This is a genomic window from Flavobacterium sp. LC2016-01 (assembly GCF_009711135.1).
In the GTDB taxonomy this organism is placed as follows: Bacteria; Bacteroidota; Bacteroidia; order Flavobacteriales; family Flavobacteriaceae; genus Flavobacterium.
In genome coordinates this window covers 152,416-166,865 of record NZ_WMIC01000008.1, presented here as the reverse complement: position 1 = coordinate 166,865, position 14,450 = coordinate 152,416, and the positions used below count along the sequence as shown (strand labels likewise).

At 33.3% G+C, this 14,450-nt stretch carries 13 protein-coding genes; 6 read left to right on the top strand and 7 right to left on the bottom strand.

Going from position 1 to position 14,450, the window contains the following annotated elements:
- Positions 1-158 precede the first annotated feature (158 nt).
- A complete protein-coding gene (locus tag GKZ88_RS16980) occupies positions 159-464 on the top strand; it encodes an N-acetyltransferase (protein ID WP_133525279.1) in 306 nt (101 codons plus the stop codon).
- Here GKZ88_RS16980 and GKZ88_RS16975 read toward each other — a convergent pair.
- From GKZ88_RS16975 to GKZ88_RS16955, 5 genes are all read right to left on the bottom strand, one after another.
- Positions 461-1,891, bottom strand: coding sequence for an anion permease (locus tag GKZ88_RS16975; RefSeq protein ID WP_155103534.1), 1,431 nt, complete (start codon positions 1,889-1,891; stop codon positions 461-463). The genes GKZ88_RS16980 and GKZ88_RS16975 overlap by 4 nt on opposite strands.
- 20 nt (positions 1,892-1,911) lie before the next feature.
- Positions 1,912-3,063 (bottom strand): porin, encoded by a 1,152-nt coding sequence (locus GKZ88_RS16970; protein ID WP_155103533.1) that lies wholly within the window; start codon positions 3,061-3,063, stop codon positions 1,912-1,914.
- A gap of 217 nt (positions 3,064-3,280) precedes the next feature.
- A complete protein-coding gene (locus GKZ88_RS16965) occupies positions 3,281-4,915 on the bottom strand; it encodes an ABC-F family ATP-binding cassette domain-containing protein (RefSeq protein ID WP_155103532.1) in 1,635 nt (544 codons plus the stop codon).
- A gap of 291 nt (positions 4,916-5,206) precedes the next feature.
- Positions 5,207-6,382 carry a GlmU family protein gene (locus GKZ88_RS16960; protein ID WP_155103531.1) on the bottom strand — a complete coding sequence of 392 codons (1,176 nt, stop codon included), beginning with the start codon at positions 6,380-6,382 and terminating at the stop codon, positions 5,207-5,209.
- A gap of 222 nt (positions 6,383-6,604) precedes the next feature.
- Positions 6,605-6,859 (bottom strand): type B 50S ribosomal protein L31, encoded by a 255-nt coding sequence (locus tag GKZ88_RS16955; RefSeq protein ID WP_011921626.1) that lies wholly within the window; start codon positions 6,857-6,859, stop codon positions 6,605-6,607.
- A gap of 245 nt (positions 6,860-7,104) precedes the next feature.
- Here GKZ88_RS16955 and GKZ88_RS16950 point away from each other — a divergent pair, with 245 nt between their 5' ends.
- From GKZ88_RS16950 to GKZ88_RS16930, 5 genes are all read left to right on the top strand, one after another.
- Positions 7,105-7,638 carry a DUF4199 domain-containing protein gene (locus GKZ88_RS16950; RefSeq protein ID WP_155103530.1) on the top strand — a complete coding sequence of 178 codons (534 nt, stop codon included), beginning with the start codon at positions 7,105-7,107 and terminating at the stop codon, positions 7,636-7,638.
- 22 nt (positions 7,639-7,660) lie between these two features.
- On the top strand, positions 7,661-8,617 hold the full coding sequence (locus tag GKZ88_RS16945; protein WP_155103529.1) for a glycosyltransferase family 2 protein: 957 nt from the start codon (positions 7,661-7,663) through the stop codon (positions 8,615-8,617).
- A gap of 153 nt (positions 8,618-8,770) precedes the next feature.
- The gene (locus GKZ88_RS16940; protein WP_155103627.1) at positions 8,771-10,498 is read left to right on the top strand and encodes a phospho-sugar mutase; all 1,728 of its coding nucleotides are present in this window, start codon (positions 8,771-8,773) and stop codon (positions 10,496-10,498) included.
- A gap of 77 nt (positions 10,499-10,575) precedes the next feature.
- On the top strand, positions 10,576-12,405 hold the full coding sequence (locus GKZ88_RS16935) for an ABC transporter ATP-binding protein (protein ID WP_155103528.1): 1,830 nt from the start codon (positions 10,576-10,578) through the stop codon (positions 12,403-12,405).
- A gap of 123 nt (positions 12,406-12,528) precedes the next feature.
- Positions 12,529-13,230 (top strand): DUF2971 domain-containing protein, encoded by a 702-nt coding sequence (locus GKZ88_RS16930; RefSeq protein WP_155103527.1) that lies wholly within the window; start codon positions 12,529-12,531, stop codon positions 13,228-13,230.
- Positions 13,231-13,306: 76 nt separating this feature from the next.
- Here GKZ88_RS16930 and GKZ88_RS16925 read toward each other — a convergent pair whose 3' ends face one another.
- Positions 13,307-13,720: a hypothetical protein gene (locus GKZ88_RS16925; protein WP_155103526.1), complete on the bottom strand. Its 414-nt coding sequence runs from the start codon at positions 13,718-13,720 to the stop codon at positions 13,307-13,309.
- A gap of 4 nt (positions 13,721-13,724) precedes the next feature.
- Complete coding sequence (locus GKZ88_RS16920; protein ID WP_155103525.1) at positions 13,725-14,447, bottom strand: hypothetical protein; 723 nt, start codon at positions 14,445-14,447, stop codon at positions 13,725-13,727.
- Between the last annotated feature and the right edge of the window lie 3 nt (positions 14,448-14,450).

Below are 14,450 nucleotides of genomic sequence, written 5' to 3'. Positions count from 1 at the left end.
AAAAAAAGGCGTTCTAAAAAAATAATTTCATATTGAAAATCAAATGATTAACTTTGCATTCCAAATCATTCATGTTTAACATTCTTACATAAGGATTTAAACAGAATAACGCCCTAAATCTATTTTATATTTTAAACCTGCTAAAAAAATGACAAATTATGGAATCTATTGAAACTACATTGGCAATTAAAGACAACACTTTTGCGAGACAATTTGAAACTTTAGCTCCTGAAGGAATGCTTTCTGTTGAATATTCATTTCAAGAAAAGAAAATCTTCCTAACCAAAATTAACACACCTGAAGGCTATGACAATCAAGCCGTACTTGACAACATGTTGAAAAACATCATGGAATTGAATACTGAGAAAAAATTCAGAGTTGTTCCTATTCACCCAAAGATTGTTACTTTTTTCAAAAAAAATCCTAAATACAAAGAATTGCTTCCTCCTGGAATCAGGATTTAAAAATCACCAATTAATCGGAGCCATAAACCTCCTATTACCATATAGATAAAGAGCATAACTAATCCAGTTATAAGGCCTTTGACCCACCAGCTTTTTAGGTCGACATAACCGCTTCCAAAAAAGACTGGTGCTGGTCCATGTCCGTAATGCGTTAAAGTTCCGTAGATCGATCCCACAAAACCAAGCATAAAAGCAAGAAGCAAGCCTGGGATTCCAAGCGAAACTCCAACCCCCAATAAAGCTGCATACATTGCCGCTACGTGCGCGGTTGCGCTTGCAAAAAGATAATGACTGAAAAAGTACACCAATACAATAATAGGAAAAGCCATCTGCCAGCTTAGCCCGCCAATTTCGGCTTTAACTAAATCACTGAACCACGCAATAAAACCAAGTTCATTAAGCGAACTTGCCATCATCACTAAAACTGAGAACCAAACAATTGTGTCCCAAGCGCCTTTTTCGGCTTTTACATCATCCCAAGTTAAAACTGAAGTTAAAAGCAAAATTACTAAACCAATAAAAGCTGTTGTGGTAGCATCTATTGAAAACAGATCACCTGTCATCCATAAAAACAATAAAATAAAGAAAGTCAAAAGCATCATCCACTCGTTGCGTGTAATTGAACCCATTTCTTTAAGTTTTTGAGCCGCAATTTGAGGCGCATCTCCTGTTTTCTTAAGTTCTGGCGGATAAATTTTATATAACACAAACGGAATTACAAAAAACGAAACCAAACCCGGAACAATTGCCGCGGTGGCCCAAGAAATCCAAGTGATTTTGATTCCGAGATTGAGCGCAAATTTTTGACACATTGGATTACTCGCCGTACCCGTCAAAAACATTGAAGAAGCTATCAAATTCGCATTATAACTATTTAAGGTAAGATAGGCTCCTAATTTTCGGTGCGTTTCAGGCTGATCCGGCATCGAACCAAAACTCATTGACATCGACTTCATAATCGGATAAATAATGCCGCCGCCACGAGCTGTATTGCTTGGAACCGCAGGAGCCAAAACCAAATCAGCTAAACCCAGGCCATAAGCAAGTCCAAGCGAACTTTTGCCGAATATTCGAATAAACAAAAAAGCAATTCGGTTTCCTAAACCTGTTTTTATAAATCCTCTGGCAATAAAAAATGAAATTCCGATAAGCCAGATTACTTTATCACCAAAACCTTTCAGGGCAAGTGTTATCGATTTTCCAGCATCGCCAGGCGCCAAAACCTGCGAAAAAGCTGTTAATGCAATAGCAATCATACACATGGTTCCCATTGGAGCAGCTTTTAGAATAATCCCTAAAATGGTAGCTACAAAAATGGCAAATAAATGCCAAGCTTCAACAACAACACCATTTGGAGCAGGAATTAACCAAATTGCAGTTCCCACAGCAAGTGTAATAATGGTTTGAGGAATTTGTACTTCTTTCATAAAAACAAGATTTAAGTTAATTAAATTCTAAGCTGCAGCTGTATTAAAAACAAGTTGTTATTGTAAGTGGTTGTATCTGGAACATTTTTATCAAATCTATCAATTTGAAATCCGGCTTCAATACGGCCCAAATATGCTTTTCCAAATTCAAGACTCACCATTGGCGTATAAGTTTGTCTAAGATTAGAGTCAATTTTGTAACTCGGATCAAATCTTTCATAACGGCACGAAAATTCTAATGCGGTTAATTTATTGTAATTAGCAACATATCTAAAATTTGGCAAAAAGTAAATACCGCGCATTTGATAATCAGCCACATTTGGAGTTCTTGAAGCAACTGGCAGAGAAAAATACAAGTTATGATTTGTTCCCTGTTTGTATTCAACCTGCAAATCAAGACTCAATTTATCACTAATTTTAAATTCACTTGTGATATCAGCTCCAAGTGCAAAAACATCTTCTTTGAATACTTTTCCATAACCTCCGTTTAAACCCAAATTGATATCATATTTTTTTGACAACTGCAGCACCCATCTTGTAGAAAACTGTTTGCCATTATCTTTATCCATTTCTTGATTTTTTCCAGTTCCATTCAAAACCGAAAAAGAATAATTCACAGGTATTTTTCCAACATCAAAAGCGCCTGTTGCCGAAGCTCCAATTTGAAAACTTGTCCAGCCATTTTTTCCAAACTCATAATATTGATTTGAAAAATCAAAAGACTTAATAATATCAACCGGAACCAGTTCCTCAATACCAAATGCCGGCCTGAACTGCCCGCCAATAAGTGCTATATATTTATTAAAAGTATATTTTCCATAGGCATTTTCAAGCACTTTTCCTTTAGTATCTGATTTAAAATCGGCTAGGTTTACTAAAATTACTACTTCTGTCGTTTCACTCAGTTTAGTAGTAAGCCCAACGCGCATTCTTTTAATATCAAAAGAGCTTTGAGTAACATTTCCTGTTGAATGATGAGCTCCTAAAACATCTACATTATCTTCAAAACTTTCTAAATATCTGGCTTGTAAAAGTCCTTTAAACTGAAATGTCGGATATTTAATATCGCTTTCAGAATCAGTTGCAGACGAGTTTTGTGCAGTTTGCGCATTCAAAAACAATGGCGTTAAAAATAAAATAAGAATAATCTGAAGAAGTAAAGTCTTTTTCATAGGCATATAAATTACACTTTTATAAAAAATCAAGAACTCTTTTTTTTATCATTAAAAAAGTCAAACACTTAGAAATCAAAGCAAAAGCAATTATAAATATAATAAAAAATCAACAACTTGTAAAAATAATTGCATTAAAATATGATTACCAATTTTAACAAAACAAAAAAAAAGGCGCAAGAATCAACTTGCGCCTTTTTACTATTTTAGAATATTTCTATTTTTCGATTTCTCTCATAGAATCCATTTTTTTATGTGCCAAGAAACCTGCCACATCTTCAAAATGTTCTTTAACTCTTTTATTTCCGAATTCAAAAACCTTCGTTGCCAATCCGTCAAGAAAATCACGATCGTGAGAAACTAAAATCAGCGTTCCGTCAAAATCACGTAAAGCATCTTTAATAATATCTTTCGTTTTCATATCCAGGTGATTTGAAGGCTCATCCAGAATCAACAAGTTAACTGGCTCCAACAACAACTTAATCATTGCCAAACGCGTTTTTTCTCCACCAGAAAGCACTTTTACCTTTTTAGTAATATCATCGCCTTGAAACATAAATGCCCCAAGAATATTTTTAATTTGCGTTCTAATATCTCCAACAGCAATATTATCGATAGTTTCAAAAATGGTAGCATTTTCATCTAATAATGAAGCCTGATTTTGAGCAAAATATCCAATTTGAGAATTATGTCCAATATCTACACTTCCTTCATCAATGCCAATTTCTTTCATGATCGCTTTGATCATCGTCGATTTTCCTTCTCCATTTTTTCCAACAAAAGCTACTTTTTGCCCTCTTTCAATTACAATATTAGCATCTTTGAAAACCACATGATCTCCATAAGACTTAGATAAATCTTTTACTACAACAGGATACTGTCCTGAACGTGCAGCCGGCGGGAATTTTAATCTTAACGCCGATGTATCAACTTCATCAACTTGAACTATAACCAGCTTTTCAAGCATTTTTACACGAGACTGAACCGCATCTGTTTTAGAGAAAGTTCCTTTAAAACGATCAATAAATGCTCTATTGTCAGCAATCATTTTTTGCTGTTCATCATAAGCTTTTTGCTGATGAATACGACGATCTTTTCTTAATTCTAAGTAATGAGAATATTTCGCTTTGTAATCGTAAATTCTTCCCATTGTTACTTCAATCGTACGATTTGTAATATTATCTACAAACGCTCTATCGTGTGAAATTACAACGACTGCTTTTGCCGAAGTCAGCAAAAACTCTTCCAGCCACTGAATACTTTCAATATCCATGTGATTGGTTGGCTCATCCAGTAAAATCAAATCTGGTTTTTGCAATAGAATTTTAGCCAATTCAATACGCATTCTCCATCCTCCAGAAAATTCAGATGTCTGACGGCCAAAATCTTCACGTTCAAAACCCAAACCAACTAAGATTTTCTCAACTTCTGCTTCGTAATTTACTTCTTCAATAGCATAAAACTTTTCACTTAAGTCTGAAACTCTCTCGATCAATTTCATGTAAGCATCACTTTCGTAATCGGTACGAACAGTCAATTGCTCGTTGATTTCATCGATTTCAGCTTTCATTTTAAAGATTTCACCAAAAGCTTTTGAAGCTTCTTCCATTACAGTCGAACCATCTTTGGTCAATAAATGCTGAGGCAAATAAGCTACAACAGCATCTTTTGGAGTAGAAATACTTCCAGTTGAAGGTTTGCTTTGGCCTGCAATTATTTTTAAAAGTGTCGATTTTCCCGCACCATTTTTACCCATAAGGGCAATTTTATCATTTTCATTTATAGCAAAAGAAACATCGCTAAATAATGTAGTTCCACCAAACTGAACCGAAATATCGTTAACTGTAATCATTTATCTTCTGTGAATTTGTTTAATCGGTTAATCGTTTACTTGACTACCTATTTTTTTCGTGCTGCAAAGATAGATTTAATTAGATAATGTGCCAATTTGAAAATTAGATAATTTTGGAAATGTGATAATTAGATAATGGAATAATTTTCCATATCTGTAAAAAAATCATTCTATTGTTAAACTGGACTTCAGTCCAGTTTAAAAACATGTACAAAAACAAAACCCGACAGCTTTTAAAAACCTGTCGGGTTTGCAAAAATTATCTAATTTTCAAATTGACTAATTATCTCATTAATCTTTTCTCCACTTTTTAGTTTCTTCAAAAATGTGTTCTAAAATCGCAGCTTCGGTTTCGTCGAACTCAATATTTCTGCGTCCTAATACCAATTTTGCAGTTTCAAAAGCTTTTTTGGTTACATAAGTTGTAAAACCTGCAGCACCGCCCCAAGAAAAACTCGGAACAAAATTTCTAGGAAAACCAGATCCAAAAATATTCGCACTTACTCCAACTACAGTTCCGGTATTAAACATGGTATTGATACCACATTTACTGTGATCTCCCATCATTAAACCGCAAAATTGAAGTCCGGTTTTAGCAAAACCTTCTGTTTCATAACTCCACAGTTTTACTTCTTCGTAATTGTTTTTCAGGTTCGAATTATTACTGTCTGCACCGATATTACACCATTCACCTAAAACAGAATCTCCTAAAAATCCGTCATGGCCTTTATTTGAATTTTGAAATAAAACTGAATTCTTTACCTCTCCTCCTATTCTTGATCCTGGACCAACTGTTGTCGCACCATAAACTTTGGCATTCAGTTTTACCTGAGCATTTTCACACAAAGCAAAAGGTCCGCGAATTACGGTTCCTTCCATAATTTCTGAATTCTTGCCTATATATATAGGACCAGTTGAAGCATTTAAAGTTACAAATTCCAATTTCGCACCTTCTTCAATAAAAATATTTTCCGGCGCAATTACATTTACGCTTTTAGGAATTGGCTGTGATTTTCTGTCTTCTGTCAAAAAAGCAAAATCAGCACGGATTGCGGCATCATTTTTTGAGAAAATATCCCAAGTATGTTCAACTGTTAAGCAATCGTCATTGTACTGAATAATTTCATAGGTATCAAAATCAACCTCTTCTTGATTTTCAGATGTAAAAAAAGCGATTACATCATCACCTTTAAAAATGGCTTGATTTGTTGTTAAATCAGAAACCAGTTCAGCAAGCTTATCATTTGGCAAATAAGCAGCATTGATCATAACATTTTCTTCCATCTCAACCATTGGGAATTTTTCAGATAAATATTCCTCAGTAATTGTTGTGATGGTTGACCCAAGGCGCATTTCCCATTTTTGACGAATCGTCGTGATTCCGATTAGAATATCAGCAACAGGCCTTGTAAAAGTAAAGGGTAATAAAGCATTCCGGACGGGACCGTCAAAAAGAATGTAGTTCATACAATTAATTTAATGTGTTAAAATTTGATTTGGTTACCGAGCCAAAGTTACAAATATTTATCTCTTACATTTATCTCATTTATGTGTAAATAGCCACGAATTCACGAATTATTACTTTACAATCATTATTTAGTAATGCTGAAATAATAATAAAATCGTGAATTTGTGGTCATAAAAAAAGCCTTCCAGATTGGAAGGCTTTTGTATAATTTAAAACAGCTATTATTTTTTAGCGTGTTTAGCATATTTAGTTTTGAATTTATCAATACGTCCTGCAGTATCGATAAGTTTAGATTTACCAGTATAAAAAGGGTGAGATGTTCTAGAAATCTCCATTTTTACAACTGGATACTCAACTCCGTCAACTTCAATTGTTTCTTTTGTATCTGCAGTAGATTTAGTGATAAAAACGTCATCATTTGACATGTCTTTAAATGCAACTAATCTGTAATTTTCTGGGTGAATTCCTTTTTTCATCTTTTCTTTTATTTATTGTTTTAGAGCAATTTTATTTTGAAGCTTTTTCATGGTTAGAAAAAGGTATAAACAGCACTACTCTTTTTTGTTTAAAAATTTAATTATTTTTGAGTGTGCAAATTTACAATTCTTTTTTAATAAACAAATACTTAGCCCACTTTTTTTTTAGTTAAATTCAAAAAGCTTTTTTTATCTCCGATTATATTGGGAATTGCTATATTTGTGGATTAATTAAATATAACTTTATGGATGTAAAAATATCTCCTGCCAAGTCAGGAACACCTTATGGTGTTTTGTTCGGTGTTATTATGGTTTTAGAATTTGTTATTATGTATGTAATTGGCATGAAATCATTGGTTAATTCAAGTTTTGGAATAATTGTCAATCTGGCAAATTATTTGGTTTTACCTGTTTTGTTTATATTCTTAGGTTGCAATCAATACAAAAAAAATATTAACAATGGCTTCATTTCTCTTTCTGAATGCCTAAAAACAGGAGTTTCCATAACAGTATTAGCCGCTTTAATTTATGCAGCCTTCAATGTGATCTTTAATTTGATATTTCCTGATTTTGTTAATGAAATGCTAGATATTACAAAAAGTGAAATGATTGCTAAAAACCCGCAGATGACTGCAAAGGAGTTAGAAATGGGACTTGGCATGGTTAAGAAATTTATGAATCCGTTTATTGTATTTCCTGTAACTCTTGTCATGTATGCATTAATTGGCCTAATATATTCCTTAATAATAGGAGCAATCGTAAAAAATGACAAACCTTAATCAAGTCTACAATAAAATATAAATGAATTTATCTATACTTATACCGCTTCTAAACGAGGAGGAATCACTAAAAGAACTCTACTCTTGGATTATTAAAGTGATGCAATCTAACAATTACTCTTATGAAATCATTTTTGTAGATGATGGAAGTACAGATGATTCTTGGAATATTATTGAAAGTTTTTCAAACGAAAACCCGAATGTAAAAGGGATTCGTTTTATGAAAAATTTCGGAAAATCTCAGGCGCTTCATGCAGGTTTTGCAAAAGCACAAGGTGATGTTATTATTACTATGGATGCCGATTTGCAGGACAGCCCTGATGAAATTCCAGGTTTATATGAAATGATCACGGCTCAGAAATTTGATTTGGTTTCTGGCTGGAAAAAGAAACGTTACGACTCAGTTGTAGCAAAAAATCTGCCTTCTAAATTATTTAACTGGGCGGCCAGAAAAACTTCAGGCGTTGAATTAAATGACTTTAACTGCGGATTAAAGGCGTATAAAAATACCGTTGTAAAAAACATTGAAGTATCTGGTGAAATGCACCGATACATTCCAGTTTTGGCAAAAAATGCCGGTTTCGGCAAGATTGGCGAAAAAGTAGTTATTCACCAAGCTAGAAAATACGGTGAAACCAAATTTGGAATGGAACGTTTTATTAACGGATTTCTAGATTTGATTACGATTTGGTTTTTATCAAGATTCGGGAAAAGACCAATGCACTTATTTGGCGCAATGGGATCAATTATGTTTATCATTGGATTTTTATCTGCCGGATATATTGGTGTTTCAAAATTATACCACATGTATAACGGAATGAAATATAGCTTGGTAACAAGCAATCCTTGGTTTTTTATTGCTTTAACCACAATGATTTTAGGAACTCAACTTTTCTTGGCTGGATTTTTAGGCGAGATTATTTTGAGAACAAAAAGCAACGAAGCTAGATATAAAGTAGCCCGAGAGGTTAATTTTTAACATAGAGCCCTAGCCCTGATGGGAGTGGCATCTCCCGATTTAAAAAAACAAGGCTTTTTAGCCGTAGTTTTTATTAATCGGGAATATAGTGGACAGCAGGATCAGCTCCTGAAAATTATTATTACTTTAAATTAAACACAAAATAAACGAATGATGAATATAGCACCTAATATTTTGAATGCTGTAAACGAGTGGTTAACTCCAACATTTGACAAAGAAACACAAGCGGCCGTTAAGGAATTAATGACAACTTCACCAAAAGAACTTGAGGAAAGTTTTTATAAAAATCTGGAATTTGGAACTGGAGGAATGCGTGGTGTAATGGGCGTTGGAAACAACAGAATCAACAAATATACACTTGGAAAAAACACTCAGGGTTTATCTGATTATTTACATGAAGTTTTCCCAAATGAGCCTTTAAAAGTAGTTATCGCTTACGATTGCCGTCATAATAGCAATACGCTGGCAAAAGTTGTTGCTGATGTTTTTTCTGCAAATGGAATTCAGGTTTATTTGTTTTCGGACTTACGACCAACTCCTGAATTATCTTTTGCGCTTAAATATTTAGGATGCCAGTGCGGTATTGTTTTAACTGCTTCACACAATCCGCCAGAATATAACGGCTACAAAGTATATTGGCAAGATGGAGGTCAAATTGTACCGCCACAGGATATTGCAATTATTAATATAATTGAAAATTTAAGCTACGATAAAATTAAATTTGAAGCAAACGAAAGTCTGATCAAATATATCGACACTGATATTGATAAAGCTTTTGTGAAATCATCTATTGAGAACGCAAGTTTTAATACTCCGGCTGAAGCGAAAGACAACTTACAAATTGTATTTACTTCGCTGCACGGAACTTCTATAAAATCGGTTCCTGATACTTTAGCGCAGGCGGGTTACAAAAATGTTCACATTGTTCCAGAGCAGGCAATTCCGGATGGAGATTTCCCAACTGTAAAATCTCCAAATCCAGAAGAACCTGAAGCTTTGGCGATGGCTGTTGCTTTAGCAGAAAAAACAAACTCTGACATTGTTGTTGGAACAGATCCTGATTGTGACCGTTTAGGCGTTGCTGTTAGAGATAATGATGGCAAATTAATCTTGCTTAATGGAAACCAGACGATGGTTTTAATGACTTCTTTCTTATTGAAACAATGGAAAAAAGCGGGTAAAATCAACGGAAAACAATTCGTAGGTTCAACAATCGTTTCAACTCCAATGATTATGGAATTGGCAACAAGCTACGGTGTTGAATGCAAAGTTGGCTTAACAGGGTTTAAATGGATTGCAAAAATGATCAAAGATTTCCCAGAACTTCAATTTATTGGAGGCGGTGAAGAAAGCTTTGGTTTTATGGTTGGCGATGCTGTTAGAGATAAAGATGCAGTTGCTGCAACTTTATTAATCTGCGAAGTTGCTGCTCAGGCAAAAGCGGCAGGAAGTTCTGTTTACAAAGAACTTTTACAGCTTTATGTTGAAAATGGTTTCTATAAAGAATACTTGGTTTCTTTAACTAAAAAAGGAATGGAAGGTTTAGAAGAAATCAACCAAATGATGATCAATTTGCGTCAGAATCCTTTGAAGGAAATCAACGGACAAAGAGTGATTATGGTAGAAGATTACGATTCTTCAATTGCTTTAAATTTATTAAGCGGCGAAGAATCTACAATGGATATTCCAAAATCTAATGTATTGATTTATTATACTGAAGATGGTTCTAAAATTTGTGCACGACCAAGCGGAACGGAGCCAAAAATCAAATTCTATATCAGTGTAAATGCTGCAATCGAATCGGTTTCAGAGTTCGAAGAAGCAGAAAAATTCTTAGACGGAAAAATACAGAATATTATTGCAGATATGCAATTGAAATAATTAAAATACAACAACATTTTTTAAAAACCCGATAACTCTTATAAAGCTATCGGGTTTTAATGGTAAAAAACACCTAAATGAGTAATTTCAAAAAAATAATCCCTTTTATATATCCGTATAAAAAATACGCATTCTTAAATATCTTTTTCAATATTTTGTATGCCCTTTTTAGTACACTTTCATTTGTTGCCTTAATTCCGATGCTTCAGGTTTTATTTGACAAAACAAAAGAGATTAAAACAGAACCCGTATATCATGGCATTTTAAAACTCCAAAAATATGGAGAAGATTATTTAAGCTATTATATCACTACAACAAAAGGAGACCATGATCCTGGTTATATTTTGTTTCTAATGGTCGCAATAATTATTTCGATCTTTTTATTAAAAAACTTAGCCGATTATCTGGCAATGTTTTTTATTAACTTTTTAAGAAATGGCGTTTTAAGAGATATGCGAAATGCATTGTACAAAAAAACACTAGAATTGCCTTTAGCTTTTTATTCTGAAAAAAGAAAAGGAGATGTTATCTCAAGAATTTCTGCTGATGTGAACGAGGTACAAAACTCATTTTTAGCCATATTAGAACTTATTGTAAAAGAACCTCTTACAATAATTTTCACCATAATTATGATGCTGATTCTTAGTGCAAAACTGACCATATTTGTTTTTATTTTTATTCCGATTTCTGGATATATCATTTCATTAATTGGAAAACAGCTTAAAAAACAATCCTCAAAAGCACAGCAAGAACAAGGCGCTTTTTTATCTACTATTGAAGAAACTATTGGCGGTTTGAAAGTTGTAAAAGGATACAACTCTGAAAACTATTTCAATACCGTTTTTCAGAATTCTACTCAACGTTTCTTTAATTTATCAAACAGCATCGGTAATCGCCAGAACTTAGCTTCACCTGCAAGTGAGTTTATGGGAATTACTGTAATTGCCATTTTACTTTGGTATGGAGGCCAAATGGTTTTAATTGATAAAACACTAGAAGGAGCAACATTTATTGCTTACATGGGCTTGGCTTATAATATCCTTACACCTGCAAAAGCTATTTCTAAAGCTTCGTACGGAGTAAAAAGAGGAAATGCAGCAGCAGAGCGCGTTCTTGAAATTTTAGAGCAAGAAAACACTATTACTTCTAAAGAAAATGCAATCGAGAAAACTTCTTTTGACAACAATATCAATATTCAGCATATTAACTTTAAATATGAAAACGAAACAGTTTTAAAAGACTTTTCTCTTCAAATTAAAAAAGGTCAGACTGTTGCGCTTGTTGGCCAGTCTGGAAGCGGAAAAAGTACAATCGCAAACCTATTAACTCGTTTTTACGACGTAAATGACGGAACGATTTCAATTGACGATATCAACATCAAAGACATGAACTTGCAGTCACTTCGCAGTTTAATGGGATTAGTTACGCAAGACAGTATTTTATTTAATGATACTATCAAAGCGAATATCGCTTTAGGAAAACTTGACGCGACTGATGACGAAATTATCGAAGCTTTAAAAATTGCTAATGCCTATGAATTTGTCAAAGATTTGCAGTCAGGAATTTATACTAATATTGGTGACAGCGGAAATAAACTTTCGGGCGGACAAAAACAACGTTTGTCTATTGCAAGAGCGGTATTAAAAAACCCTCCAATTATGATTTTGGACGAAGCAACATCAGCTTTAGATACTGAAAGCGAAAAATTTGTTCAGGTTGCTCTTGAAAATATGATGCAGAACAGAACTTCGATTATTATTGCGCACCGCCTTTCGACAATTCAAAAAGCTGATGTAATTGTTGTAATGCAAAAAGGAAAAATTGTTGAACAGGGAACTCATGACGAATTGATCGCTCTCAACGGAACTTATAACAAACTGGTTACCATGCAGTCTTTTGAATCGTAAGATTTAGGACGAAGAAACAAAATTGATTGACACAGATTAAGGAAATATTAAAACTAAATTTAATTTCTTTAATCTGTGTTTATTTTTTTAACTTTAGGTAGCTTTTTGATTAATCCCTAAAAAATGTACCTAAAAAATCCGAATATAAAACTGCCTGAAGAACCAAATACTATAGTTTGGAAATATCTTGACTTATCTAAATTTCTTGATTTACTGCTTTCGAAGAAATTATTCATGTCGCGTTCAGATAAATTTGAAGATCAATATGAAGGCACTTTCAGCGAACCTACGTACGAAGAAATTAGAAAATTGGCCGTCAATAATCCTGACTTTTTAAATTATTATAAAACACATCGCGAACAAGTCGCGATAAGCAGTTGGCACATTAACGAATACGAATCGTTTGCTATGTGGCAGATTTTTACGCAAAACAGTGAAGGTTTAGCCATTCAATCGACAATTGGGAGATTGCAAAAAGCTTTGAATCCCGAAAATAATTTTGATCAATATATTGGTGAAGTAAATTATATCGACTACAAAAAAGAATACATTCCGTTTGACGATTTGTTCTTTCCGTTTTTATTTAAAAGAAAAAGTTTTCAGTACGAACGCGAAGTAAGAATAATTACAGATACTTCTAAAAGCACAATTAAATTAAATGACGGACTAAAAATTAATGTCGACATCAATCAATTAATTGAGAAAATCTACATCCATCCGAAGTCTGAAAACTGGTATAAAAAACTGGTAATTGAATTGGTAGAGCGCTTGGATTTTGGTTTTGAAATCGAAAAATCTGATTTGGAGAGCGATATATTGATATAAAGATGCTAAGGTTCTGAGGTGCTAAGATTCTAAGTTTTTTTCCACTATAAAAGGGATTAAAAAATCTTAGTATAATCTATTTTTCTTTGAGTTTTTCTAAATACCTATTTCTAAGATCCAAATTTTCATCTTCAATGATTATTGGAACTCCTTTTTTATAATAATAAACGGAATCAGATTTAGACTTTTTCATTACAGAATCACCAATCTGCATTTTATCATATAACTCACTACTCACTTGCCACCTAATTCCTGAATTCAAAAATAAATAATGGGGAAAACGATATCCCTCTCCTCCTTCTATCTTTTTTTCATAAATAACTCCAGAAAAACTATATTCATTAGCTTCTTTATACTCTCTTTCCAAATATCCCATTGAATTACTCATAAAATATACTCCAATAACAGCAAGAATAAATATAGGCATAAAGATTAGTTTTGCTATATTAAATCCTTTTTCATAGCCTTCTGCTTCTTCTTCAGAATACATTTAACTATATCGGCTTGTAAGTTTTAACTTCCCATTTTTTAGAAGCCAAATCAATATAATTGTAATGCAGAACATCATTTTTATCGAATTGGCCATTTTGGTTGGTGTCTTCAATTGTTCTGAAGTAAATACGGTTTTTTGATTCTATTAAACTCCAGTCTACCAACTCCTGAAGATCTGGGGAAACTTTAGTGAAATTCTCTCCGCTGATATTACTCAAATACAACGTTTTAATATCTCCAGTATCAATTTTTCCATCTTTATTGGTATCAGAATCTGTTAAAGTATAAACCATTACTTTATTCTGTGTTTTATCTGCAACTGTTTTTAAATAGGTCGCCGTTAAAATCAAAACCGGTTTGTCTGATAAAGGTCGGATCGAATCTGAATCAACTTTTTGGAATTTTAAATTCTGCAAATAACCCGTAATTTCATATTCTCCTAAATTAGAAATTGTAAAACTTACATCATTTACACTCGAAGAACCATAACGTGCCTTTGAACCTCTTTCATAAACTCTCAAATCGCCAACAGGATGAATTAAATAATTTGTTCCATCCATCTGAATTGGCAAATCTGCCACCTCGATTTGGGTAGAATCTGTTTTGGTAACTACACTTGCTTTGTTTGAAGCATCATAAATTACTTTCGGCTTCTGCACTTCATCCTTACAACTCACTGTAGTTCCGATAATTACTAAGGCGATATATTTTAGATAGTTTTTCATTTA

Bases quoted from the DNA above. Each gene is read 5' to 3' on its own strand.
- GKZ88_RS16935 (WP_155103528.1), top strand. From the start codon at position 10,576: ATGAGTAATTTCAAAAAAATAATCCCTTTTATATATCCGTATAAAAAA.
- GKZ88_RS16965 (WP_155103532.1), bottom strand. From the start codon at position 4,915: ATGATTACAGTTAACGATATTTCGGTTCAGTTTGGTGGAACTACATTA.
- GKZ88_RS16950 (WP_155103530.1), top strand. From the start codon at position 7,105: ATGGATGTAAAAATATCTCCTGCCAAGTCAGGAACACCTTATGGTGTT.
- GKZ88_RS16980 (WP_133525279.1), top strand. From the start codon at position 159: ATGGAATCTATTGAAACTACATTGGCAATTAAAGACAACACTTTTGCG.
- GKZ88_RS16960 (WP_155103531.1), bottom strand. From the start codon at position 6,382: ATGAACTACATTCTTTTTGACGGTCCCGTCCGGAATGCTTTATTACCC.
- GKZ88_RS16940 (WP_155103627.1), top strand. From the start codon at position 8,771: ATGAATATAGCACCTAATATTTTGAATGCTGTAAACGAGTGGTTAACT.
- GKZ88_RS16930 (WP_155103527.1), top strand. From the start codon at position 12,529: ATGTACCTAAAAAATCCGAATATAAAACTGCCTGAAGAACCAAATACT.
- GKZ88_RS16920 (WP_155103525.1), bottom strand. From the start codon at position 14,447: ATGAAAAACTATCTAAAATATATCGCCTTAGTAATTATCGGAACTACA.
- GKZ88_RS16955 (WP_011921626.1), bottom strand. From the start codon at position 6,859: ATGAAAAAAGGAATTCACCCAGAAAATTACAGATTAGTTGCATTTAAA.
- GKZ88_RS16970 (WP_155103533.1), bottom strand. From the start codon at position 3,063: ATGAAAAAGACTTTACTTCTTCAGATTATTCTTATTTTATTTTTAACG.
- GKZ88_RS16925 (WP_155103526.1), bottom strand. From the start codon at position 13,720: ATGTATTCTGAAGAAGAAGCAGAAGGCTATGAAAAAGGATTTAATATA.
- GKZ88_RS16945 (WP_155103529.1), top strand. From the start codon at position 7,661: ATGAATTTATCTATACTTATACCGCTTCTAAACGAGGAGGAATCACTA.
- GKZ88_RS16975 (WP_155103534.1), bottom strand. From the start codon at position 1,891: ATGAAAGAAGTACAAATTCCTCAAACCATTATTACACTTGCTGTGGGA.